Origin of the sequence: Streptomyces boncukensis (assembly GCF_011045075.1) — a bacterium.
GTDB classification, from domain to species: Bacteria; Actinomycetota; Actinomycetes; order Streptomycetales; family Streptomycetaceae; genus Streptomyces; species Streptomyces boncukensis.
In genome coordinates this window covers 1-22577 of record NZ_JAAKZZ010000068.1, presented here as the reverse complement: position 1 = coordinate 22577, position 22577 = coordinate 1, and the positions used below count along the sequence as shown (strand labels likewise).

General features: G+C 72.8%; 28 protein-coding genes. 16 read left to right on the top strand and 12 right to left on the bottom strand.

Annotation, left to right across the window (positions count from 1 at the left end):
* From G5C65_RS09840 to ygfZ, 8 genes are all read left to right on the top strand, one after another.
* A partial coding sequence (locus G5C65_RS09840; RefSeq protein ID WP_165298349.1) for a hypothetical protein occupies positions 1 to 1152 on the top strand: 1152 nt, incomplete at its 5' end.
* Between the two features lie 90 nt (positions 1153 to 1242).
* Complete coding sequence (locus G5C65_RS09835; RefSeq protein ID WP_165298348.1) at positions 1243 to 1959, top strand: LmeA family phospholipid-binding protein; 717 nt, start codon at positions 1243 to 1245, stop codon at positions 1957 to 1959.
* A gap of 584 nt (positions 1960 to 2543) precedes the next feature.
* Positions 2544 to 3380 (top strand): sulfurtransferase, encoded by an 837-nt coding sequence (locus G5C65_RS09830; RefSeq protein WP_165298347.1) that lies wholly within the window; start codon positions 2544 to 2546, stop codon positions 3378 to 3380.
* 51 nt (positions 3381 to 3431) lie between these two features.
* Entirely contained in the window at positions 3432 to 3719 is a 288-nt protein-coding gene (locus G5C65_RS09825; RefSeq protein WP_165298346.1) for a DUF1416 domain-containing protein, read from the top strand.
* Between the two features lie 79 nt (positions 3720 to 3798).
* Positions 3799 to 4164, top strand: coding sequence for a DsrE family protein (locus G5C65_RS09820; RefSeq protein WP_165298345.1), 366 nt, complete (start codon positions 3799 to 3801; stop codon positions 4162 to 4164).
* Between the two features lie 163 nt (positions 4165 to 4327).
* On the top strand, positions 4328 to 4891 hold the full coding sequence (locus G5C65_RS09815; protein ID WP_165298344.1) for a heme-binding beta-barrel domain-containing protein: 564 nt from the start codon (positions 4328 to 4330) through the stop codon (positions 4889 to 4891).
* Positions 4892 to 4972: 81 nt separating this feature from the next.
* Positions 4973 to 5410 (top strand): transcriptional repressor, encoded by a 438-nt coding sequence (locus G5C65_RS09810; protein ID WP_165298343.1) that lies wholly within the window; start codon positions 4973 to 4975, stop codon positions 5408 to 5410.
* A 9-nt stretch (positions 5411 to 5419) separates the two neighbouring features.
* The gene (gene ygfZ / locus G5C65_RS09805) at positions 5420 to 6433 is read left to right on the top strand and encodes a CAF17-like 4Fe-4S cluster assembly/insertion protein YgfZ (protein WP_165298342.1); all 1014 of its coding nucleotides are present in this window, start codon (positions 5420 to 5422) and stop codon (positions 6431 to 6433) included.
* A gap of 162 nt (positions 6434 to 6595) precedes the next feature.
* Here ygfZ and dtd read toward each other — a convergent pair whose 3' ends face one another.
* Entirely contained in the window at positions 6596 to 7021 is a 426-nt protein-coding gene (gene dtd / locus G5C65_RS09800; protein WP_165298341.1) for a D-aminoacyl-tRNA deacylase, read from the bottom strand.
* Positions 7022 to 7172: 151 nt separating this feature from the next.
* On the opposite strand from dtd, the gene G5C65_RS09795 reads away from it, so the two are divergent.
* The gene (locus tag G5C65_RS09795) at positions 7173 to 7802 is read left to right on the top strand and encodes an RsiG family protein (protein WP_206441442.1); all 630 of its coding nucleotides are present in this window, start codon (positions 7173 to 7175) and stop codon (positions 7800 to 7802) included.
* A gap of 125 nt (positions 7803 to 7927) precedes the next feature.
* Positions 7928 to 9199: a GNAT family N-acetyltransferase gene (locus tag G5C65_RS09790; protein WP_165298340.1), complete on the top strand. Its 1272-nt coding sequence runs from the start codon at positions 7928 to 7930 to the stop codon at positions 9197 to 9199.
* Between the two features lie 41 nt (positions 9200 to 9240).
* Here G5C65_RS09790 and G5C65_RS09785 read toward each other — a convergent pair whose 3' ends face one another.
* A complete protein-coding gene (locus G5C65_RS09785; RefSeq protein WP_165298339.1) occupies positions 9241 to 9456 on the bottom strand; it encodes a DUF397 domain-containing protein in 216 nt (71 codons plus the stop codon).
* Positions 9440 to 10279, bottom strand: a complete 840-nt coding sequence (locus G5C65_RS09780; RefSeq protein ID WP_165298338.1) for a Scr1 family TA system antitoxin-like transcriptional regulator — start codon at positions 10277 to 10279, stop codon at positions 9440 to 9442. Before G5C65_RS09780 ends, G5C65_RS09785 begins: the two co-directional genes overlap by 17 nt.
* Positions 10280 to 10541: 262 nt before the next feature.
* Here G5C65_RS09780 and G5C65_RS09775 point away from each other — a divergent pair, with 262 nt between their 5' ends.
* Positions 10542 to 10760, top strand: coding sequence for a hypothetical protein (locus tag G5C65_RS09775; RefSeq protein WP_165298337.1), 219 nt, complete (start codon positions 10542 to 10544; stop codon positions 10758 to 10760).
* 770 nt (positions 10761 to 11530) lie between these two features.
* On the top strand, positions 11531 to 12361 hold the full coding sequence (locus tag G5C65_RS09770) for a phosphotransferase (RefSeq protein WP_165298336.1): 831 nt from the start codon (positions 11531 to 11533) through the stop codon (positions 12359 to 12361).
* A gap of 169 nt (positions 12362 to 12530) precedes the next feature.
* Here the strand turns inward: G5C65_RS09770 and G5C65_RS09765 are convergent, their stop codons facing one another.
* Positions 12531 to 13715: an ABC transporter ATP-binding protein gene (locus G5C65_RS09765; protein ID WP_165298335.1), complete on the bottom strand. Its 1185-nt coding sequence runs from the start codon at positions 13713 to 13715 to the stop codon at positions 12531 to 12533.
* Between the two features lie 141 nt (positions 13716 to 13856).
* On the opposite strand from G5C65_RS09765, the gene G5C65_RS09760 reads away from it, so the two are divergent.
* The 4 genes from G5C65_RS09760 (at position 13857) to G5C65_RS09745 (ending at position 17271) form a co-directional block, all read left to right on the top strand.
* The gene (locus G5C65_RS09760; protein WP_165298334.1) at positions 13857 to 14552 is read left to right on the top strand and encodes an ABC transporter permease subunit; all 696 of its coding nucleotides are present in this window, start codon (positions 13857 to 13859) and stop codon (positions 14550 to 14552) included.
* A 5-nt stretch (positions 14553 to 14557) separates the two neighbouring features.
* Positions 14558 to 15247 (top strand): ABC transporter permease subunit, encoded by a 690-nt coding sequence (locus tag G5C65_RS09755; protein ID WP_165298333.1) that lies wholly within the window; start codon positions 14558 to 14560, stop codon positions 15245 to 15247.
* 28 nt (positions 15248 to 15275) lie between these two features.
* Complete coding sequence (locus G5C65_RS09750) at positions 15276 to 16247, top strand: ABC transporter substrate-binding protein (protein WP_165298332.1); 972 nt, start codon at positions 15276 to 15278, stop codon at positions 16245 to 16247.
* A gap of 109 nt (positions 16248 to 16356) precedes the next feature.
* On the top strand, positions 16357 to 17271 hold the full coding sequence (locus tag G5C65_RS09745) for a hypothetical protein (RefSeq protein ID WP_165298331.1): 915 nt from the start codon (positions 16357 to 16359) through the stop codon (positions 17269 to 17271).
* Here G5C65_RS09745 and G5C65_RS09740 read toward each other — a convergent pair.
* From G5C65_RS09740 to G5C65_RS09705, 8 genes are all read right to left on the bottom strand, one after another.
* Entirely contained in the window at positions 17206 to 18363 is a 1158-nt protein-coding gene (locus G5C65_RS09740) for an NADH-quinone oxidoreductase subunit D (protein ID WP_165298330.1), read from the bottom strand. The two genes, G5C65_RS09745 and G5C65_RS09740, sit on opposite strands and share 66 nt — an antisense overlap.
* A gap of 164 nt (positions 18364 to 18527) precedes the next feature.
* On the bottom strand, positions 18528 to 19022 hold the full coding sequence (locus tag G5C65_RS09735) for a DUF3180 family protein (protein ID WP_165298329.1): 495 nt from the start codon (positions 19020 to 19022) through the stop codon (positions 18528 to 18530).
* A 14-nt stretch (positions 19023 to 19036) separates the two neighbouring features.
* Positions 19037 to 19633 carry a 2-amino-4-hydroxy-6-hydroxymethyldihydropteridine diphosphokinase gene (gene folK, locus G5C65_RS09730; RefSeq protein ID WP_165298328.1) on the bottom strand — a complete coding sequence of 199 codons (597 nt, stop codon included), beginning with the start codon at positions 19631 to 19633 and terminating at the stop codon, positions 19037 to 19039.
* Positions 19630 to 19989 carry a dihydroneopterin aldolase gene (gene folB / locus G5C65_RS09725; protein WP_165298350.1) on the bottom strand — a complete coding sequence of 120 codons (360 nt, stop codon included), beginning with the start codon at positions 19987 to 19989 and terminating at the stop codon, positions 19630 to 19632. Before folB ends, folK begins: the two co-directional genes overlap by 4 nt.
* 232 nt (positions 19990 to 20221) lie before the next feature.
* A complete protein-coding gene (locus tag G5C65_RS09720) occupies positions 20222 to 20695 on the bottom strand; it encodes a nuclear transport factor 2 family protein (protein ID WP_165298327.1) in 474 nt (157 codons plus the stop codon).
* Positions 20692 to 21558, bottom strand: coding sequence for a dihydropteroate synthase (folP, locus tag G5C65_RS09715; RefSeq protein WP_165298326.1), 867 nt, complete (start codon positions 21556 to 21558; stop codon positions 20692 to 20694). Before folP ends, G5C65_RS09720 begins: the two co-directional genes overlap by 4 nt.
* Positions 21559 to 21679: 121 nt before the next feature.
* Positions 21680 to 22282, bottom strand: a complete 603-nt coding sequence (gene folE, locus G5C65_RS09710) for a GTP cyclohydrolase I FolE (protein ID WP_165298325.1) — start codon at positions 22280 to 22282, stop codon at positions 21680 to 21682.
* A gap of 114 nt (positions 22283 to 22396) precedes the next feature.
* Positions 22397 to 22577: hypothetical protein (locus tag G5C65_RS09705; RefSeq protein WP_165298324.1), on the bottom strand; the 181-nt coding region annotated here is incomplete at its 5' end.

The following is a 22577-nucleotide window of genomic DNA, read 5'->3' as shown; positions in this document are numbered from 1 at the left end:
CCGTACGGCGCGCAGTACGGCACGACGGCGTACGACGCGCCCCACGGCCCCGGCGACGGCCACGGCACGCAGTACCACGCCCCCTACGGCGACGCCGGGCAGCAGGGCGGCGCCGCGTACGGGGGAGCGCCGTACGGGGCCTCGTACGGCGCGGCGCCGGCGCCCGCCGCGCCGCAGCACCCTCAGCACCCTCAGCACGCCCAGCCGGGCCCGTTCCCGCCGCAGCGGGACGCCGGGTGGCCCGGTGCGGCGGAGTCCCCCGGGGCCCCCGCGTATCCGCACGGCGGAGCGCGGCAGACCGCCGCGCCGCCGGACGCCACCATGTCGCTGGGCACCGTCCGTCCGGACGGGGCGAGCCCCCGTGCGGCCGCCTCACCGGCCCAGCAGCGGCCCGCCGCGGCGGCGCCGACGCGCACCGGCTCGCCGATCATCGCGCCGGGGATGCTGCCCGCCGCGCTCACCGCCGCGCTCGGCGCGCTGCTGGCGGGCGCGGCCTCGCTGGACGGCACGGCGGGCCGGGGCGCCCTCGCCGTCTGCGTGGTGCTGCTGCAGGCGGTGACGGCCGCGGGATGGTTCCGGCTGAACGGCATGTGGCCGGCCCGGCAGGGCATCGCGCTGGCCTTCCTCGGCGGCGTCGCGGCCGACGCGGGCCTGCTGATCGCCGACGGGAACAGCGCACCGACCGTGCTGCTGGGCACCCTCGGCGTGTGGTGCGTGCTCTCCCTCGTCCTGCACCTGCGCAACCGCTCCAGCCCGGACGAGCGCCTCTACGCCCTCACCGCGGGCTTCGCCTCCATCGGGTTCACCGTGCTGGCGGCCGGGCACCTGGCGGCGGAGCGGGAGGCGGTGACGGTGGGGCTGGGCTGCGCGGCGGTGGCCACCCTGGCCCGCGCGGTGCCCCTGCCGCCGTACGTCTCCCCCGCCGTCGCGCTGCTCGCCGCCGCGGGCGCCGGGGTGGCCCTCGGCCGGACGGCGGACCTGGGGGCGGGTGCCGCGCTGCTCGGCCTGGCGGCGGGCGGCTGCGCCCTGATCGGCCTCCGGGTGGCGAGCTACGACTTCCCGTCCCGCTTCGTGCACATGACAGCGGGGGTCGCCCTGCCGCTCACGCTGGCGGTGCCCGCCGTGTACTTCCTGGGACGGGCCCTGACGTAACGCACTGGCGTGCGGTGAAGCGTGTGACATCGGGTTACGCTCGCTGCGGAGGGGGCAGACATCCGACACCCCTCTGGGGGGACATAACCGATGCGCGCACTCCGGATAGTGCTGGTGATCCTGCTCGTGCTGGCGGGGCTCTTCGTCGCGGCCGACAGGATCGCGGTGAACCTCGCCGAGGACGAGGTGGCCAAGCGACTCAAGTCGGAGCTGGACGTTCCCGCCTCCGGCAGCGCTTCGGTGTCCATCAAGGGGTTCCCCTTCCTGACCCAGGTGCTGTCCAAGGAGCTGAACACGGTGCACGCCGAGGTCAGCGGGGTCACCGCCGACACGGGCGACCGCCAGGTGACGCTGACCAAGGTCAAGCTCGACGCCAAGGACGTGCGGACGAACAGCAGCTTCTCCTCGGCGGTCGCGCGCAGCGCCAGCGGTACGGTGCACATCTCCTACGCCGATCTGACCAGGGCGGCGGACGACGGCGTGGAGGTCGGCTACGGCGGCAAGGACAAGTCCGGGCAGGGGCAGGTGAAGGTCTCGGCGGCCGTCCACGTCCCTGTGCTCGGCAGGACGCTGGAGCGGAGCGTCTACAGCACCGTCACCGTGGAGAACGGCGACACGGTGCGGCTGCGTGCCGAATCGGTGCCGGACGCCGGGGTGCCCGCCGCCGAGCGGGTGATCCGCAGCAAGATCGACTTCGCGCGGACGGTCACCCAGCTCCCCGACGGGCTCAAGCTGCGGGATGTGACGACCACCCGGGAGGGCATCGACCTCGCGATCGAGGGCACGGACATCGACCTCGCGGACTAGTGCCGTGACCCGCGGTTCCTGCCGGGCCGGGGCCGCCTCCTACGGCGCGTCGCGGAGGGCACGTTCGGGCGCCGCGTCGCCGGTGTCCACGGAACGAGACGGAGTCGTCCGCTCACCAGGCATGTCCTGCCGGACAGCGCGCCGCCCGGCCCTCCGGCGGGCCCGCCGCACGGCTCTTCATCCTGCATCACGGACGAATATGTCTCACCATCCGGATCCCCGGTGACACGGCACCCCTCCGCTCCTTACGATCGGGCGCATGAAGCAACAGGCGGACCTCACGAAGCGACGGGCAGTCGACCTGTGCCGCATCGCCGCCATGCTCTGTCGCGCTCCCCGCTGACGGTCGGCAGGCCGCGCGCAGCCATACGAGCGCGTCTCCGCACCGATCCGCACCGCAGCACCTCCCCTTATCCGCACGGCGCCGTGCGCGCGTGAGACCGGGCGCCTCCCCGCGTACCCGTCCGACCACCGCGCACCGCGTCCGCGCATGTCGTGCGCCGCCCGCACCACGTACCCGCGTATCCGCGTATCCGCGTATCCCGCACATCCCGCCGTTCCATCCACCGCATGGGAGACACAGCATGAGCCGCAGCGACGTCCTCGTCGACGCCGACTGGGTCGAGGCCCGCATCGACGATCCGAAGACCGTGATCGTGGAGGTGGACGAGGACACCTCCGCCTACGACAAGAACCACATCAAGAACGCGATCCGGATCGACTGGAAGAAGGACCTCCAGGACCCGGTGCGGCGCGACTTCGTGGACCAGGCGGGCTTCGAGAAGCTGCTCTCCGCCAAGGGCATCGCGAACGACGACACGGTCGTCCTCTACGGCGGCAACAACAACTGGTTCGCCGCCTACGCCTACTGGTACTTCAAGCTCTACGGCCACCAGGACGTCAAGCTCCTGGACGGCGGGCGCAAGAAGTGGGAGCTGGACTCCCGCGACCTGGTCGCCGAGGTCCCGCAGCGCGCCGCCACCGACTACAAGGCCAAGCCGCAGGACACCGCCATCCGCGCCTTCCGCGACGAGGTCGTGGCCGCCATCGACGCGCTGAACCTGGTCGACGTGCGCTCCCCCGACGAGTTCAGCGGCAAGCTGCTCGCGCCCGCGCACCTGCCGCAGGAGCAGTCGCAGCGTCCGGGCCATGTGCCCTCGGCCCGCAACATCCCCTGGTCGAAGTCGGCCAACGACGACGGCACCTTCAAGTCCGACGACGAGCTGAAGGCCCTCTACGAGGGAGAGGGCGTGGACCTGTCCAAGGACACCATCGCCTACTGCCGCATCGGCGAGCGCTCGGCCCACACCTGGTTCGTGCTGCACGAGCTGCTGGGACAGCAGAACGTCAAGAACTACGACGGCTCCTGGACGGAGTACGGCTCCCTCGTCGGCGTCCCCGTCGCGCTGGGCGCCAACTGACCGCGAGTCTCCGACTCCCTCCCGACCCCTCCCGAAAGGACTGAGCGACCCATGTGCGGAGCGCAGACCGGCGGCCCCGACGCCTCCACCGCCAAGCCGGGCGAGACCACCATCCAGGGCAGCGTCACCCGGGACGGCGAGCCGGTGACCGGCTATGTCCGGCTGCTGGACGCGACCGGCGAGTTCACCGCCGAGGTCCCCACGTCCGCGACCGGGCAGTTCCGGTTCTACGCGGCCGAGGGCACCTGGACCGTACGGGCGCTGGTGCCCGGCGGCCAAGCCGACCGGACCGTGGTGGCCCAGCAGGGCGGCCTCGCCGAGGTCGCCATCGCGGTCTGACGACCCCCCGGACGGAGGGCCGCGCCCAGGGTTGGACACCAAGGGCGCGGCCCTCGCAGCGGGCCCCTAGGGTGAGCGCATGGCCTACACCAAGCTCGCCGTCAAGGTCACCGCAGGCGCCGACGCGCCGGAGCGGTGCGCCCAGGCGTTCAACGTCGCCGCTGTCGCCGCCGCCTCCGGCGTCGAGGTCTCGCTCTGGCTCACCGGGGAGTCCTCGTGGTTCGCGCTCCCCGGCCGCGCCGAGGAGTTCGAGCTGCCGCACGCGGCGCCGCTGCCCGAGCTGATCGAGGCCGTTCAGTCGAACGGCCGCATCACGCTGTGCACCCAGTGCGCCGCTCGCCGCGACATCACGGAGCGCGACGTCCTCGAAGGGGTGCGCATCGCAGGCGCGCAGGTCTTCGTCGGGGAGATCATGGCCGAGGGCGTCCAGGCCCTCGTCTACTGACCTCGCGGCCGCCGACTAGACTCGGCGGCGTCCCCGCACACACGCAAGGAGAGCCACGCCGTGCTTGAGGCATTCTTCACCGCCCTGATGGTCCTGGTCTGCGTCGGCACCCTGGCCTTCGCCGGCCTGACCGTCAAGAAGCTCTACGAGGGCCAGCGCTGACATGATCGAGATCCCGTCCGACCTCCACCCGGACCTCGTCCCCCTGGCCTTCCTGCTCGGCAACTGGACCGGGGCGGGTGTGGCAGAGTTCCCTGGCGAAGGCAAGTGCAACTTCGGGCAGGAGGTCGGCTTCGGCCACGACGGCCGCGACTTCCTGACGTACGTCTCGCACTCCTGGGAGCTGGACGCGGACGGCAAGAAGGTGCGCCCCCTGGAGAGCGAGACCGGCTACTGGCGGATCGACAAGGACCGCAAGGTCGAGGTCGTGATGATCCGCGACCAGGGCGTCGCGGAGGTCTGGTACGGCGAGCTGGCCGACCAGAAGCCGCAGATCGACCTGGCGACCGACGCCATCGCGCGGACCGCCTCGGCGGGGGAGTACAGCGGCGGCAAGCGCCTGTACGGCTATGTGAACGGCGACCTGATGTGGGTCGGCGAGAAGGCCACCCCCGAGGTGCCGCTGCGGCCGTACATGTCGGCGCATCTGAAGAAGGTCGTGGACCCGAAGGAGTGGGCCAAGGACGTCGCCGACCTCCCGGACGACGGCATCGCCTTCTTCAAGTAGGGCCCGCCGCCGAGGGGCCCGCCGCCGGCCGCCTTCGGCCGGGGGCCCTGGGATCCGCACCGGCTCTCCTACACTGGGCCCGTGGCTACCACCGACTGGCAGAGCGACCTGAGGGCACGCGGTTACCGGCTGACTCCGCAGCGCCAGCTCGTGCTGGAGGCTGTGGACAAACTGGAGCACTCCACACCGGACGACATCCTGGCCGAGGTGCGCCGCACCGCCGGCGGTGTGAACATCTCGACGGTCTACCGCACCCTGGAGCTGCTGGAGGAGCTCGGGCTGGTGTCGCACGCGCACCTGGGGCACGGGGCGCCGACGTACCACCTGGCCGACCGCCACCACCACATGCACCTCGTGTGCCGGGACTGCACCGATGTGATCGAGGCCGACCTGTCCGAGGCCGAGCCGTTCACGTCCACCCTGCGCGAGCGCTTCGGCTTCGAGACGGACATGAAGCACTTCGCCATCTTCGGGCGCTGTGCGAACTGCGCCTCGAAGGCGACTGACACGCCGTCGTAGGCTGGTGGTATGTCCTCCAGCAGCACCAGCCAGAGCAGCCAGAGCCCGCCGGCGAGCCCCCTTCTCGCGCTGCCGGGCGCCGTCGCAGGCGAGGGCCCGGACGAAGGCGTCGCCGCGCACTACGGCGACCTGTTCAGGGAACAGCGCGCCCTCGCCGACGGCGAGGGCTTCGTGGACCTCTCGCACCGCGGCGTGGTCACCGTCTCCGGCACCGACCGGCTCTCCTGGCTGCATCTGCTGCTGACGCAGCACGTGGCGGAGCTGCCCGCCGGGCAGGCGACCGAGGCGCTGATCCTCTCCGCGAACGGCCATATCGAGCAGGCGCTCTCGCTGGTCGACGACGGCGCGACGGTCTGGATGCACACGGAGCCGGGCAAGCAGCCGGAGCTTGTCGAGTACCTGACGAGCATGCGGTTCTTCTACGAGGTCGAGGTCGCCGACCGGACGGACGCGTTCGCGGTGGTGCACCTGCCCGCGGGCTCCATCGCCGATCCGCCCGGCACGGCGGCCGCCGTACGGGAGACGGCGTACGGGCGCGACCTCTTCCTGCCCCGCGCCGCGCTCCAGGACTTCGCGCGGGAGCACGGCCCGGCGATCGGGGTGCTCGCGTACGAGGCGCTGCGGGTGGAGGCCCACCGGCCGCGGCTCGGCCTGGAGACGGACCACCGCACCATTCCGCACGAGCTCGGCTGGATCGGCACGGCGGTGCACCTTGAGAAGGGCTGCTACCGGGGCCAGGAGACCGTGGCCCGGGTGCAGAACCTGGGCAAGCCGCCGCGCCGGCTGGTCTTCCTCCACCTGGACGGGAGCGAGGTGCGGATCCCCGTGCACGGGGACGCGGTGCGGCTGGCGGCCGACGGGGTGGAGGGGCGGCAGGTCGGCTTCGTCACGACCTCGGCCCGGCACCATGAGCTGGGGCCGATCGCGCTGGCGCTGGTGAAGCGGAACATCGCCGCGGACGCGCCGCTGATCGTGGGGGACGACGCGACAGCGGCGGCCCAGGAGGTCGTCGTCGCTCCGTAAGGGCGGGCACAGCTTGTGCACCCGGCATCGGGGCGGGCCCGCCTGCTGGGCACGGGCCGCCCCGTGCTGTGCTTCGCAGACCTTCGCAGACCGCGGGCGCGCCTTTGCGCTTCTGGTTGCGCGCGCAGTTCCCCGCGCCCCTGCCCGGCATGAGGCGCCCCCTCACACGTCCAGCAGGACCGTGAAGGGGCCGTCGTTCGTCAGGTTGACCTTCATCTCGGCGCCGAACGAGCCGGTGGCGACCTCGGCTCCCAACCCCCGCAGCTGAGCGACCACTTCGTCCACCAGCGGCTCGGCCACATCACCCGGCGCGGCGGCGTTCCACGTGGGCCTGCGGCCCTTTCGCGCGTCACCGTAGAGGGTGAACTGGCTGATGACGAGCAGCGGCGCCCCGGTGTCCGAGCACGACTTCTCACCGTGCAGAATCCGCACGCTCCACAGCTTGCGCGCGAGCTGCGCCGCCTTGGCCTCCGTATCCCCGTGCGTGACTCCGACCAGCACGCACAGCCCTTCGCCGACTATCTGACCAACGGCGGACCCGTCCACGACTACGCTCGCGCCGTCCACTCTCTGCACCACTGCTCGCATCCCGCCATCATGCCGTGCGGCCGTTCGCGACGATGCGCTGCCGCCGGATGGGTGCCGGTGGCGCTGCGCGGGGTAGCCGCACAGTGGCACGATGCGCACACGCGGTGTGCACCGCTGCCGCCGCGCGATGGGGATGAGGGGACACAAGCCCATGAGTACAACCGGAGCCGGACGGACCCCGGGTGGTGTACCGGCGGCCCGCGCGGGCGGGCCGGGAGCGCACACAGCCGCCCCCGCGCCCGTACGGACGCGCACACCGCAACAGCGCGGGCCCCACGAGGTGGTGGCGGTCCGCGAGGGGGGAGAGCCGGACCTGCACGCGCTGCGGCTGAGCGAGCTGCGCGCGCTGCGCCGCTCGGCACAGCAGGACGAGGCCGACCTCAGCTATGTGCGCAGGCTGCTGCAGGGGCGCATCGACATTCTGCGCGCCGAGCTCACGCGGCGCACGGCGCCCGGCTCGCCGCTGCTCGACCTGCTGCCGGAGATCCTGGCCGACGGGCCCTCCCGGCACCGCTCGTCGGCCCGGCACGTGACGCTGGGGGCGCCGCGCAGCGAGGAGTACCGGCGGCTGGCCGAGGAGATGCTGGCCGAGGTCGAGCTGAGCGATCTGACGGCCCGCACGGACGACGAGCTGCACGACGCGATGGGCCGCCTGGTCCGCTACGAGCAGCAGGTCTCGCGCCACCGCCAGGCCCTCCAGCGCACCGCCGACGGGTGCAGTACGGAGATCGCCCGGCGCTACCGCGAGGGGGAGGCCCAGGTGGACGACCTGCTGCCCTGACCGCGTGGCCGTGGCCGGGGCCGCGGGCGTCGGGCGCCGGGGCCGGGGCCGCGGGCCGCGGGCGTCGGGCGCCGGGCCCGGAAAATCCGCGTGCGCGGGCTCCGGGCGCTGCCTACCGTGAGCGCATGCCCCAGCGCCCCGAGCTCCGCACGCTCTCCGATGACCCCGACGACCTGCACGGCTGGCTGCGCGCCATCGCCACCGGCTTCTACCGCGGCACCGAGGTCGGCCCGGAGGAGGTGGCGGCCCGCAGGGGCGGCATCGACCCCGCGCGCACCCAGGGCGTCTACGACGCGGGCCGCTGGGTCGCGACGTACCGTACGACGCCCCAGCAGCTCACCGTCCCCGGCGGCGCGGTGCTCCCCTCGTGCGCGGTCACCAACGTCACCGTGTCGCCCACCCACCGGCGGCGCGGGCTGCTGAGCGAGATGATGGCGCGCGGGCTGACGGCGGCCAAGGAGCGGGGCGACGCGTTCGCTTCCCTGATCTCCGCCGAGTACCCGATCTACGGGCGCTTCGGCTTCGGGCCCGCCGCGTGGACCGCCGAGTGGGAGGTGGAGGTGGCGCGCACGGGCCTCGACCGCCGCTACTCCGGGCCTGCCGACTGGGACGACGGCGGGCGGGTCGACCTGGTGGACGCGGCGGAGTACGCACACTCGGCGGCCGCGCTGCACGAGGTGTTCCGCGCCCAGCCGCACCGGCAGGGCGCGGTCGACCGCACGGAGCGCTCGTGGCGGACCCGCACGGGCGGCCTGCGCTTCCCCGGCGACGGGTTCGTGCCGCCCTTCTTCGCCCTCTACCGGGACGCGGACGGGCGGCCCCGCGGCGCTGTCGCCTACGCCGTCGACAACCACTGGTCGGCAGCGCTCCCCGAGCAGACCGCCACCGTGCACGACCTGTTCGCCACGACGGCGGACGCGGAGCGCGCACTGTGGCGCTATCTGCTGGCGATGGACTGGGTGCTCCGGGTCCGCACGGGCCCGCGCGCCCCGGACGACCTGCTGCCGCTGCTGCTGCCCGACCCCCGGGCGGCGAAGACGACGGCCCACGCCGACTTCCTGTGGCTGCGCCCGCTGGACGTGCCCAGGATGCTGGCGGCGCGCACCTACGCGGTGCCCGGGACGGTGGTGCTGGAGCTGCGCGACAAGGCGGGCTTCGCGCAGGGCCGGTTCCGGCTGGAGGCGGGCGAGGACGGCACGGCCGCCTGCGAGGCGACCCGCGCCGAGCCCGACCTGTGCATGGACGCCGGCGAGCTCGGGACGCTCTATCTGGGCGACGAGTCGGTGCTGCGGCTGGTGGCGCTGGGCCGGGTGGCGGAGCAGCGGGAGGGAGCGGCGGCGCGCGCCGACGCGCTGTTCCGCACGGCGCGCAGGGCCTGGTGCCCGGACATCTTCTGACGCCCGCGGAACGGCCCGGCGGGCGCCTGGCGGGCCCTGCGTCAGGCGAGGAGCGCCCCGCCCCGCACCGCCGCGAGGAAGGACGACCAGCCTTCCGCCGGGAACAACAGCGCCGGGCCCTGCGGGTTCTTGGAGTCGCGCACCGGAACGGCCCCGGGGAACCCGTCAGCGACCTCGACGCACTCGGCCCCCTCGCCGTTGCTGTAGCTCGACTTGCGCCAGGCGGTCAGGGCGGACGCATCAGGAATCGACTTCATGTTCGTACTCTCTCAGGCAACGACGGACGAGGTCGAGAGAGTCGCCTTCTGGCAGGGCCTTGGCGCGGCCCATGTCAAACCTCTGCGTCAGCTGGAGAATTCGCCCCGGCGACTCCACCGGTTGTCCGGAAGAGAAGCTCTCGACATAGCCGATCGTAGCGCCGTTCCGGAAGGTGAGAAGACTCAAGCTCCCGCCCAGCAAGGGGTGTTCCCCCTGCGCGAAGGGAAGCACCTGGATCGCGACACGCGGTGATTCGGCCGCCGTCGCTATATGGCGGAGTTGCCCGGCCATGCACCGCGCACCGCCAACAGGACGCCTCAGCGCCGCTTCATCCATGATTGCCCAGTAAAACGGGGATTCCGTCTTGTCGAACACGCGCTTGCGGCGCATACGCGTGACGACCCGCTCCTCGATCTGCTCCTCGGACTCCCCGGGAAGCGACTCGCGGAACAGCGCCCGCGCGAAGTCCTCGGTCTGCAGCAGGCCGGGAATCAGGCTGCTGCCGAACACCTGGATGCGCGCCGCCGTGTCCTCGTTGCCGACGACATCGCGGCCGTAGTCGGGAATCGTGGCGTCCTGCGCCAGGGTCAGCAGCTCGACGATCAGGCCGTCCGTGCCGAAGTACGTGTCCAGGTCCTCGGCCAGCGTCTCGGAGGGAAGCTGCTCGCCGCGCTCGACTCTGCTGATGTACGTATGCGGGTATCCGACCTTGTCGGCGAGCGCGCGTTGCGCGAGTCCCGCGTTCTCCCGCAGCCGGCGCAGGCGTCGGCCCAGCACGGTGCGCGGTGTGAGCTTGTCATCGTCTTCGTTGTTCAGCTCCACGCCGCGAACATACCCGCAAATCCCTGTCCACGGGCGGGCTTTGGTGACATGCCGGTCGTATACCGGGCGGGCCGAGTCGGCCATGGTGGTGGTTGCGCGAGAGACCCCCGCGACCGCGCGACCGGTCCGGGGGCGTGGCCACCAACCCCTGGGAGGTTGACGACATGCCGAACTGTAGCGTCCGCCTGTTCGGGCCGCTGCCGCGAGCCCTGTCCCCCGCCGAGGACCGCCACGGGTGCGGCCGCACGGAGGTGAGCGCGTGATGGGCACCCCTCACATCGGCACGCCGGTACGGGACACCGCCAGCGGCCGGGTGGGCGAGGTGATGGGCCGACACGGCCCGTATCTCCTGCTCCGCCCGCTGGGAGGCGGCCGGGAGTGGGACGCCGACCCCGCTCGCGTCGAGGTACTGGCACGGGACGAAGCGTTGAGCGCCCGCGTCGCCGAAGCGAACGCGCGGAGTGGCAGGGGCTCGCGGTGACGCGCCGGAAGCCGCGCGGTGGTCCCGCCCACGGGCTGAGGATCGGGATGGTCGTCTACGACCGGTACTACGAGATGCCCGCCACGGTCGCGGACATCCGGGGACCGCTGGTCCGCCTCACCCGCCCGACCGGCCTCACCTGGCACTCGCGCTGCGCGGCCGTACGTCCGGCCACCGACTACGAACGGCGCCAGCTGCGCGCCATCGGCGAACTCCACAGGCAGCGGCAGCGTGGCGCTCTGACAGCAACGCCGACAGAGCCGACAGAGAGGAACCGGGCATGTGGCACACGCTGAGCGAATGCGATCACGAGTGGGTGCCGTGGAGCGGTAAACAGCGCTGCCGCAAGTGCGGTGCCACGGCGCAGTAGCCCGCCGAAACGAGGGGGCGCCGCCCGGCGGCGCCCCCTCCGGAAGACCGGACGAGGTGTGGTGAGACATACACATGCCATACTTGGACCCTCCCCCAGCTGAAGCAGGGGGATTCCTGGCTCAGGAAGCCCCGCAGGTCAGCGACCGGCAAGGTCGTACTCCCCCAACACCAGCCGGGTTGGAACCAGCCCGGTTGTGCAGAGCAAGGCTCTGGGCGCGCTGTCTTGGTTCTCGATCAGCGCGCGTACGGAGCTTGGTTCTCGCACCGCACGGCGGTCAGCCTGCCCGATCGCGTGGGCGGTCTTTCGCCTTGGCGACGAAACCCCGTTCCTCGCCCTGCTCCGCAGGGGTTCGAGTCCTCCCCGACCTGGGGGCCGGGGCATCCTCGAAGGAGACCCGGTGAACGAGCGCGTGCCCTGGGAAAGGCTCCCGGCCGTACTGCGCGACGCCGTAGAAGCACGCACAGGCCCCGTCTCCGCCGCACGCAACGTGCCCGAGGGGCTCAACTGCTCGCTCGCGCTCACCGCGCACTCGCGGGACAGCGGCCCGCTGTTCCTCAAGGGCGTGCGCACCACCGACGCCGCCGCAGTGGCGAGCCTGCGCTGCGAGCAGCGCATCAATCCGGCAGTCAGAGGGGTCGGCCCCGCCATCCGCCACAGCTTCGAGGCCGGCGGATGGTTCTGCCTCGCGTTCGCCCACGTCGAGGGGCGGCATGCCGACCTGAGCCCGGACACGGGCGACCAGACGGCCGTTGCGCTCGTCCTGGGACGCATGCAGGGGCTGCGGGCGCCCCGCTTCCCCGTCCCGCAGCTCGCCGACAGGCTCGCGCCCTGGCTGCTGCCCGGTGAGGCGGACGCGCTGCGGGGCACGGCCCTGCTGCACACGGACACCAACCCGCACAACATCCTCGTCCGGGATCGTGACGGCGCGGCCTGCGTGGTGGACTGGGCCATGCCCGCCCGAGGCCCCTCGTGGATCGACCCGGCCTCCACGGCCGTACGGCTCATGGAGTGCGGCCACTCCCCCGCCGCCGCCCGCGCCTGGCTGAGCGGCTTCTCCTCCTGGCTGCACGCCGCGCCGAGGGCCGTGGAGTCCTTTGTGAACGCCACATGCCGCCAGTGGAGCGCGACCGTCGGCATGCGCGCGGCGCAGCCGTCCAATGACAGGTTCCGCCAGCTGCTCGACTTCCCGCACCGCCCTGATGAGGCCGTGTCCAGCGGAGCTTGCTGAGTCGAGGCTGCCCCCTGCTGCTGCGTCGCAGGGTGGGGCGCGGGGCTGTGGCTGGTCACGCAGTTCCCCGCGCCTCTGACGGGGCACGCGGTGCCCTGTGCTCGCCGGCCCCGATGCCCGGGTACGCACGATCCGCCGGACGCCCTCCGGCGCCCCTCCCCGGCGAACCTCACGCCCCCTTCACGCTCTCCACCTCCACGTCGCGGCGCGGCACCTGCCGCCCGTCGGCGTCGATCGAGCGCCGCAGCGCCTCGTGCAGGCTGGCGGGGGTCAGCACCCCCGCGAAGCGGTCCGCCTCGTCCAGCACGGCGATCCACCCGGCGTCGTGCTGCAGCATGGTGCTGAACGCGGACTTCAGCGGCGCGCCGAGCCGCAGCCACGCCTCCATGCGCCGCGCGTGGTCCCGTACCGAGGGGACACCCGCGTCCGTCCGGGGCCCGCGGGCCTCCCGGACCGCCTGGGCCGCCACCCAGCCGTGCAGCTCCTCGGCGTCGTCCAGGACGACCGCCCAGCGCGCGCCCTCGTCGCGCATCCGCTCGTCCGCCTTGTCGACCGGGTCGTCCAGGTGGACCACCGGGGGCTGCTCCAGGTCGCCCCGCTCCACCGGGGTGACGGACAGCCGCTTGAGGCCGCGGTCGGCGCCGACGAAGTCGGCGACGTACGGCGTGGCGGGGGCGCCCAGGACCTGCGCCGGGGAGTCCAGCTGCTCCAGCCTGCCCTCGCCGAACACGGCCATCCGGCCGCCGAGCCGCACCGCCTCCTCGATGTCGTGCGTGACGAACAGCACGGTCTTGCCCAGCGCGGAGTGCAGCCGCAGGAACTCCGTCTGGAGGCGCTCGCGGACGACGGGGTCCACGGCGCCGAAGGGCTCGTCCATCAGCAGCACGGGCGGGTCGGCGGCGAGCGCGCGGGCCACGCCGACCCGCTGCCGCTGGCCGCCGCTGAGCTGGTCCGGGTAGCGGCGGCCGAAGACGTCCGGGTCGAGGCCGACCAGGTCGAGCAGTTCGCGGGCGCGCTCGCGCCGTCTGGCCTTGGGCCAGCCGAGCAGGTGCGGCACGGTGGCGGTGTTGTCCAGCACGGTGCGGTGCGGGAAGAGCCCGGCCTGCTGGATGACGTAGCCGATCCGCAGCCGCAGGTCCACCGGCGGAACGGCGGCGATGTCCTCGCCGTCCACGAGGATCCGCCCGGACGTGGGTTCGACCAGCCGGTTGACCATCTTCAGCGTGGTCGTCTTCCCGCAGCCCGAGGGGCCGACCAGGGTGACCAGTTCGCCCTCGGCCACCTCGAAGGACAGGTCCTCCACGGCGAGAGCGCCATTCGGGTAGCGCTTTGTCACGTTCTCAAAGCGGATCATGCGTGCCGTTCCCCGTCTCTCGTCGCGTTCTTCACACTGTGATCAGTCTGACGTGAATTCCCCGTGCACCGCACCGTAAATCGCACGCGTTAGCGAGTCGGAGGCGGGTAGGGTCGCCGGTCGGATGGGGAGGTGAGCGGTGTGAGCGGCACGTACGCGGTCGCGCAGGGCTGTCTCGCGGCGAACGACTGGCTGTGCGGCGAATATCTGCGCACCCGGCGCGGCGAGCTGCTCGACGCGACGGTCGAGCACATCTGGATCACGGCGGCGTCGGTCTCCATCGCGCTGCTGCTGGCCTTCCCGCTGGCCCTGGCCGCCCGCCACTGGCGGCTCGCACGCGGCCCCGCGCTCGCGCTGACCACCATCCTGTACACCGTCCCCTCGCTCGCCATGTTCGCACTGCTGCTGCCGGTCTTCGGACTGTCGGCGGCCGTCGTGGTGACCGGCCTGGTGCTGTACTCGCTGACCGTGCTGGTACGCAACATCCTCGCCGGGCTGGAGGCCGTACCGGCGGAGGCGACCGAGGCGGCGCGCGGCATGGGGTACGGGCCGGTCCGGCTGCTGTTCGAGGTCGAGCTGCCGCTGGCGCTGCCCGCGCTGCTCGCGGGCGTGCGGATCGCCACCGTCTCGGCGGTGTCGCTGACCACCGTGGGCGCGATCGTCGGCTACGGCGGCCTCGGCAACCTCATCTACGAGGCCATGGAGAGCTTCTTCAAAGCGCAGGTGCTGACGGCCTCGGCCATCTGCGTGCTGCTCGCCGTGGCGGCCGATCTGCTGCTGCTGGCACTGCAGCGCGCGCTGACGCCGTGGACGCGCGCCGGGAAGACGGGGGGATAGCGACCGTGGGCACCGTCACCGACGTATGGGCCTGGCTGACCACCGCGGAGCACTGGACCGGCGATGGCGGGGTGCTCCAGCGGCTCGGGGAGCACGCCTGGCTCACCGCCGTCTGCCTCGCCCTGTCCTGCGCCATCGCGCTGCCGCTCGCCCTGTGGCTCGGCCATGTGGGGCGGGGCGGCGCGCTGGCGGTGAACCTCTCCAACGCCGGGCGCGCCATCCCGACGTTCGCCGTGCTGGTGCTGCTCACCATGAGCCCCCTGGGCCGGCACGGCGACTGGGCCACCATCGTGGCGCTGGTGCTGTTCGCGCTGCCGCCGCTGCTGACCAACGCCTACACCGGCGTGCGGCAGGCCGACCCGGAGGTGGTGGAGGCCGCGCGGGGCATGGGCATGACCCCCTGGCAGCTGCTGCGCCAGGTCGAGCTGCCGCTCGCCTTCCCGCTCATCATGACCGGCGTGCAGACGGCCGCCGTCCAGCTCGTCGCCACCGCGACGCTCGCCGCGCTCCCGGGCGGCGGCGGCCTCGGCCGGCTGATCACGGCCGGATTCGGCAACTACGACACCCCGCAGGTCGTCTCGGGCGCACTGCTCGTCGCCGTCCTGGCGATGCTGGTGGAGCGGCTGCTGACGCTGGTGGAGCGGCTGCTGGACCCCATGCGGCGCCGTCTCGCGCCCGTACCGAACGCCGCCTGAAGATGCTGCCTGAAGATTGAGTGATCCTATGCGCACCTCCCACACGTTCCCCCGTGCCCTGGCCGCCGCCGGCGCCGTCGCCGCCCTCGCCCTGTCCCTGAGCGCCTGCGGGGGCGACGGGCTGGAGGAGAAGGGCGGCGGGGGCGGCTCGGGCGGCAAGGGGAAGCTGGTGGTCGGCTCGGCCGGCTTCACCGAGTCGGAGATCCTGGCCGAGCTGTACGCCGGGGTGCTGTCCGGGGCGGGGTACAGCGCGGGCGTCAAGAAGGTCAAGAACCGCGAGCTGTACGCGCCCGAGCTGGAGAAGGGCCGGATCGACGTGGTGCCCGAGTACGCCGCCACGCTGGCGGAGTTCCTCAACGCCAAGAAGAACGGCCCCAAGGCGGAGCCCGTCGCCTCCAGCGACCGGGACGCCACCGTGGCCGCGCTGAAGAAGCTCGCCGCGCCGCGCGGCCTCACCGTGCTCCCGGCGGGCGACGCGGTGGACCAGAACGCGTTCGCCGTCACCAAGGCGTACGCGAAGAAGCACGGCCTGAAGACCCTCTCCGACCTCGGCGCGTCCAAGGAGAAGGTGACCGTCGCGGCGGGCGACGAGTGCGAGACCCGCCCCTTCTGCCGGCCGGGCCTGGAGAAGACCTACGGCATCGACGTCACCGGGATCGACCCCAAGGGCGTCGGCACCACGCAGTCCAAGCAGGCCGTCAAGGACGGCAAGGACCAGCTCGTGCTCACCACGACGACGGACGCCACCCTGGACCAGTTCGGCCTGGTGCTGCTCAAGGACGACAAGAAGCTGCAGAACGCCGACAACGTGCTCCCCGTCCTCAACACCGAGGACGCCGGGGGCGCCAAGCACAAGGCGGTCGCCGCCGCGCTGAACAAGCTCACCCGCACCCTGACCACCGAGGACCTGACCGACCTCAACCGGAAGGTCGACCAGGAGCGGCAGAAGCCGAAGGATGTCGCCGGCGACTATCTGAAGGACAAGGGCCTGACCGACTGATCCCGGCGCCCCGTCAGGGGCGCTCCGGGAGAGCCCCCGCGTCGTGAGCCGGTAACAAAGGGCATCTCCGGCTGTCGGGCGCCAAACGGCACACGGTAAATTTCCAGCTATGCCACGTGGACGTCATCGCCATTCACCGCCCCTGCACCGGCTGCTGTCCCCGGTGGCGGTCGGGGCCGTGGCGCTGGCCTGCGCGGGCAGCGCCTGGCTGGTCGGCGAACCGGGTACCCGGGACGGCGCCACCGTGGTGCTGCGCGGACTCGTCGCCGCCTCGGCCGTCGCGGCCGTCACCGGCGCGGTGCTGCTCCGCCGCTGGGACCGGGCCGCCGGGCGGCGCGTCGGGGACCTCAAGGCCCAGCAGGCGAGCGCCGCCTGGCGGACCGAGGAGCGCCAGGCGGAGCTGGAGGGCGAGAACGAGGAGCTGCGCGAGCGCCGTGGCCGGCTGGAGCGCAAGGTGCGGGACAAGCGCGCCGAGCTGGCCCGGCTGCGCTCCGAGCACGCCGCCCTGCTGCGCCGGTACGCCACCGCCGAGACGGAGCGGGCCCGCGCGCTGGAGGAGGGCCGCCGCCGGCTCGAACTGGACGCCGCCGAGCCCACCAAGGAGCTGCCGTCCTCCGCCGCCGACCACCGGCTCAGCTCCGGCGCCCCGACGCCGCTGACGTACCGCAGGGCGAACGAGGCGCTCACCGGCCTCACGCGCAACGCCCGCGCCCAGCGCGGCCCGCACCGGGCCCGTACGGCCCTCGCCACGCCCCTCCCGCCGGCCCCGGACCCCGCGCCGGTGCCGGAGCCGCGCGCCGAGCCGGACGGCGGTGTGCCGGACACCGGTGCCTTCGACTTCTTCGGCCGCGGCACCGGGAGCCCGCAGCCGGAGGACGCCGGGGACCCGGAGGAGGCCGAGGCGCTGGAGGAGGCCGAGGCCCTGGAGGAGACCGGCGCTCCGGACGACACCGGCGAGCTACTTGTCGATGTCCCCGACGACGAAGAAGAACGAGCCGAGGATCGCGACCATGTCCGCCACTAGCGTGCCGGGCAGCAACTGGCTGAGCGCCTGGATGTTGTTGTACGAGGCGGAGCGCAGCTTCAGCCGGTAGGGCGTCTTCTCGCCCTTGGAGACGAGGTAGTAGCCGTTCAGCCCGAGCGGGTTCTCCGTCCAGGCGTACGTGGCGCCCTCCGGGGCCTTCAGCACCTTCGGCAGCCGCTGGTTGACCGGGCCCGGCGGCAGCTCGGCGAGCCGGTCCAGACAGGCGTCGGCCAGCTCCAGCGAGTTGTGCACCTGGCCCAGCAGCACCTCGAACCGCGCCAGGCAGTCCCCCTCCGGCCGCGTCACCACCCGCAGGGTGTCCCGCAGCTCGCCGTACGCCAGATACGGCTCGTCCCGCCGCAGGTCGAAGTCGACGCCCGAGGCCCGCGCGAGGGGTCCGCTCACCCCGTACGCGTGCACGATGTCCTGGCCGAGCACCCCGACGCCGCGGGTGCGGCCCCGGAAGATCTCGTTGCCGAGCACCAGCCGGTCGAAGGTGTCCAGCCGCCCGCGCACGGCGGCGACGGCGCGCCGCGCCCGCCCCGGCCACCCGGCCGGAAGGTCCTCCTTCAGCCCGCCGACGCGGTTGAACATGTAGTGCATCCGGCCGCCGGAGATCTCCTCCATCACGTTCTGCAGCTCCTCGCGCTCGCGGAACGAGTGGAAGACCGGCGTGATGCCGCCCAGCTCCAGCGGATAGGAGCCGAGGAACATCATGTGGTTCAGCACCCGGTTCAGCTCGGCCAGCAGCGTGCGGACCCACACGGCGCGCTCCGGCACCTCCATGCCCAGCATCCGTTCGACGCCCAGCACCACGCCCAGCTCGTTGGAGAACGCCGAGAGCCAGTCGTGCCGGTTGGCCAGCACGATGATCTGGCGGTAGTCCCGCGCCTCGAAGAGCTTCTCGGCGCCGCGGTGCATATAGCCGACGACGGGTTCGGCCGCGCCGATGCGCTCCCCGTCGAGAACGAGCCGCAGCCGCAGCACCCCGTGCGTGGAGGGATGCTGCGGGCCGATGTTCAGCACCATGTCGGTGCTCTCGGCGGCGCCGCCGATGCTGACGGTCGTGGCGGAGGTCTCCGTCTGCGTCATGGGGTCAGTCTGTCAGCCGTTGCCCCCCTGCGTCCCGCGCCCCGCGTCGGGACGGGCAGGGGCTGCCCCGCGGGGTGCGTCGCGGTCTGCGGGTGCGTCGTGGCCGGGCGCGCAGTTCCCCGCGCCCCTGACGGGGCGCCCCGTGCTCGGACGGAACAGTGTTCTCAGGCTCTGGCCGCGCCGCTGGGGCCGTTGTCCTCGTCGTCGTCCTCCGGCAGCCGGCAGACCCGCTGCAGAAACACCGCGGCCGCTATCACCGCGATGCCCGCGGCCACCGCGAACCCGGCGTACAGCGCCTGGTCGGAGCGGGCCGGGACATCGGAACGCTCCAGGGCGAGGAAGAGGCCGGCCCCGCCGTAGACGCCCGAGACCAGCGCGGCGACCAGCGCGCTCGCCTGCCCGAAGAGCACGGCGCGGGCGGCCATCATCGGATCGACCCCCTTCGCACCCGGCTCGCGCTCGCGCTGCGCCTTGAGCCGGGAGCGCAGCGAGAGCGCCGTGGCCAGCAGCACGGTGGCGATGATGCCCAGCACGATGGGCGCCGCCACCGGCACGCTGGGCAGGGTGCCCAGCGAGTCCCACATCCGGGCGCCCGCCCAGGAGATCACCCCCGCGACGACGAAGACGCCCGCCAGGGTGCGGATCTTCAGTTCGTTCACTGCGCTCCCAACGCTCAGGCGGGCAGGCTGAGTTCCAGGTCGGGGCGCGGTGTCACACCGGCCCGCCCGACGGACTCCAGGAGCGCCCCGAGGCTGCCGCGCCCCGGCACCTCGGCGCCGGGCTCGATGTCGTGCCACGGCACCAGCACGAACGCCCGTTCGTGGGCGCGAGGATGCGGCAGGGTGAGCTCGGGGTCGTCCGAGACCACGTCCTGGTAGGCCACGATATCCACATCGATCGGCCGCGGTCCCCACCGCTCGTCCCGCACCCGCTCCAGCGCCTCCTCGATGGCGTGCCCGCGCTCCAGCAGCGAGCCCGGCGGAAGGGTGGTCTTCACGACGACGACCGCGTTGAAGTAGCTGGGCTGGCTGCCGGGCTCCACGCCCCAGGGCTCGGTCTCGTAGACCGGAGAGACCGCCTTGACCCGCAGTCCGGGCGTGTCGGCCAGCGCGTCGACCGCGCTCTGCAGCGCCTCCAGCCGGTTGCCCAGATTGCTGCCCAGCGAGAGTACGGCGCGGCGCGGATTGTGCAGGGTGGTGTCGGCGGCGTCCACCTGGCGCACCACGGAGGCGGGCACCGGCTGTACGGTCGGGTCACTGTTCGGCGTCATGCACGGCTCCGCTTGATGGTGATGGTCACGTCGTCGAAGGGCACGGCGATCGGGGCGTCCGGCTTGTGCACGACCACCTCGACATCCTGGACGGCTTCGTGCGCGAGGCAGGTGTCGGCGATGCGCTGTGCGAGAGTCTCGATCAGGTCGACCGGATCGCCCGCGACGACCGCGGCCACCTCCTCGGCCACGACCCCGTAGTGCACGGTCCGCGCGAGGTCGTCGCCCGCGGCGGCGGCCCGGGTGTCCACGCCCAGATCGAGGTCGACGACGAAGGTCTGTCCCTTCTCGCGTTCCCACTCGAACACGCCATGATGCCCCCGCGCAGTGAGGCCGCGCAGCGAGACACGGTCCACGCGAATCACTCCCGTTCCTTCTCGGATCTGCGGTCAGGCGCGGCTGGGCACGCCAACGATTCGAATCTACCTGCGAGCAGCAGCCTCCCCGGGTGAGGGGCCCAGCTCGCGGCGCCGCATACCCCACAGCGGAAGGGGACAGTCCGGCATTCCCCGGCAGATGCCCCGAACGAGTGGCGCCGCTCACCGTGCGGAGACGCGGGAGGGGCGCGCGGGACGGGCGCGCGGGACGTCAGAGCTCGACGTCCCCCTCGTCCACGCTCCCGCCGTCCTCGTCGTCCTCGTTCTCCACCAGCACCGGGGAGCCGTGGTGCGACCACACCCGCCACTCGCCGTCCGGGGTCCTGCGGAACACGTTGGTGGCCACCACCAGTCCGCCCACCAGCGGGCCCGCGGTGCCGTCCGCCTCCGCCGGGCCGCCGCTGAGAATGTTCTCGGTGCAGCTCACCAGCGCGGTGTCGCCGACAACGGAGACCTCCACATCGGTGAGGAAGAACTGGATGTAGTCGGTGTTCGCCATGATGAGCGCGTAGGAGCGCAGCACCTCGCCGCGCCCGGTCAGCACCGGCCAGCCGGGGTGCACGACGCTGATCCCGTCCTCCAGCCACAGCTGGGACAGCGCGTCCATGTCGCCCCGCTCCACCGCCTCGTAGAGCGCGGTGTTGGCGGCCTCGACCGCCTCGATGTCCGTCCGCGCGCCGCTCACGTGGCCGCCGCCCGCACCGCTCGTGCCACCCGTACGGCGTCGGCGCTCGCCCGGACCTCGTGCACCCGGACGGCCCAGGCGCCCTCGGCGGCCGCCAGCGCGGAGACGGCCGCGGTCGCCGCGTCCCGCTCGCGGGCCGGGGGCGGGGTGGTCCCGTCCTGCCCCTCGGCCAGCACCCGGCCCAGGAACCGCTTCCGGGAGGCCGCCACCAGCAGCGGGCGGCCCAGCTCGGCGCGGAGCCGGGAGAGCGCGGCGACCAGCGCCAGATCGTGCTCGGCGCGCTTGGCGAAGCCGAGGCCCGGGTCGATGACGACGCGCTCGGCGGGGATGCCGCCGTCGACGGCGCGGGCGAGGCTGTCCCGCAGCTCGGCGATGACCTCGGGCACGACGTCGCCGTAGACGGCGCGGTTGTTCATATCGATGCTCCGGCCCCGCCAGTGCATGACGACGAACGGCACGCCCGCGGCCGCCACAGCAGGAACCATCTCCGGATCCGCCTGGCCCCCACTGACGTCGTTGACCAGCACCGCGCCCGCCGCGACCGCGCGCTCGGCGACCGAGGCGCGCATGGTGTCGACGCTGACGAGCACCCCCTCGTCGGCCAGTCCGCGCACCACCGGCAGCACCCGGCGCAGCTCTTCCGCCTCGTCCACCCGCCGGGCCCCCGGCCTGGTGGACTCGCCACCCACGTCGACCAGATCGGCCCCCTCGGTGACGAGATCGAGGCCGTGCTTGATCGCGGACTCGCTGTCGAACCAGCGCCCGCCATCGGAGAAGGAGTCGGGCGTGACATTGACCACACCCATGACGGCACAGCGATCCCACAAGGGAAGCCCGGAGACCTGGCCACGCGTAGCGTTCATACATCCAGCGTAGGGGCTGCCGGGCAGCGAGGGCCCAGCGCCTCGTCCCCGCGCCCCGAAGGGGCGCCCGGGGTCGGGCCGGAAAGGGGCGACGAGGGCCGAAGAGGGCCGAAGGGGAGGGTCAGCGGAGAATCAGGCTCATGGCCTCGGAGCGGGTCGCGGCGTCCCGCAGCTGGCCCCGCACCGCCGAGGTGACCGTCTTCGCGCCCGGCTTCCGGATCCCCCGCATCGACATGCACATGTGCTCGCACTCGACGACGACGATGACGCCGCGCGGCTCCAGGATCCGCATCAGCGAGTCCGCGATCTGGGTGGTCAGCCGCTCCTGGACCTGCGGCCTGCGCGCGTACACATCCACCAGCCGGGCCAGCTTGGACAACCCGGTGATCTTCCCGGAGGCCGCGGGGATGTAGCCGACGTGCGCCACGCCGTGGAACGGCACCAGGTGGTGCTCGCAAGTCGAGAACACCTCGATGTCCTTGACCAGCACCATCTCGTCGTGCCCGAGGTCGAACGTGGTGGTCAGCACGTCCTCGGGGCGCTGGCGCAGCCCGGAGAAGATCTCCTGGTACGCCCGCGCCACCCGTGCCGGGGTCTCCAGGAGCCCCTCCCGGTCCGGATCCTCGCCGACGGCGATGAGGAGCTCGCGTACCGCGTTCTCCGCCCGCTTCTCGTCGAACTCGCCTATCGGGCTCTCACCGTCCAGCGTCACCGGGTCGGTCATGGGGTCCCTCGTTCCTCTTCCGTGCACAGCGGGGCACAGCGAAAAGCCGCGTCCCACAGGCTAGAACCCGTGGGACGCGGCGGACATTCCGGGTCGGCCCGGATGCGGGCGGGGCTAGGCCCGGCCCGCGCTGTCCTCCGGGTCGGCCGGCTCCACGATCGCGTCGGAGTCGCGGGGACCGATCTCCTTGCCCAGCTCCAGGGGAGCGGCGCCGTTGCCGTTGGTGAGCGCGGCGGGCGGGGCCGATACCGGCGGCCGGGTGGAGGGGGTGCGCCGCGAGGAGCCGGTCCAGGCG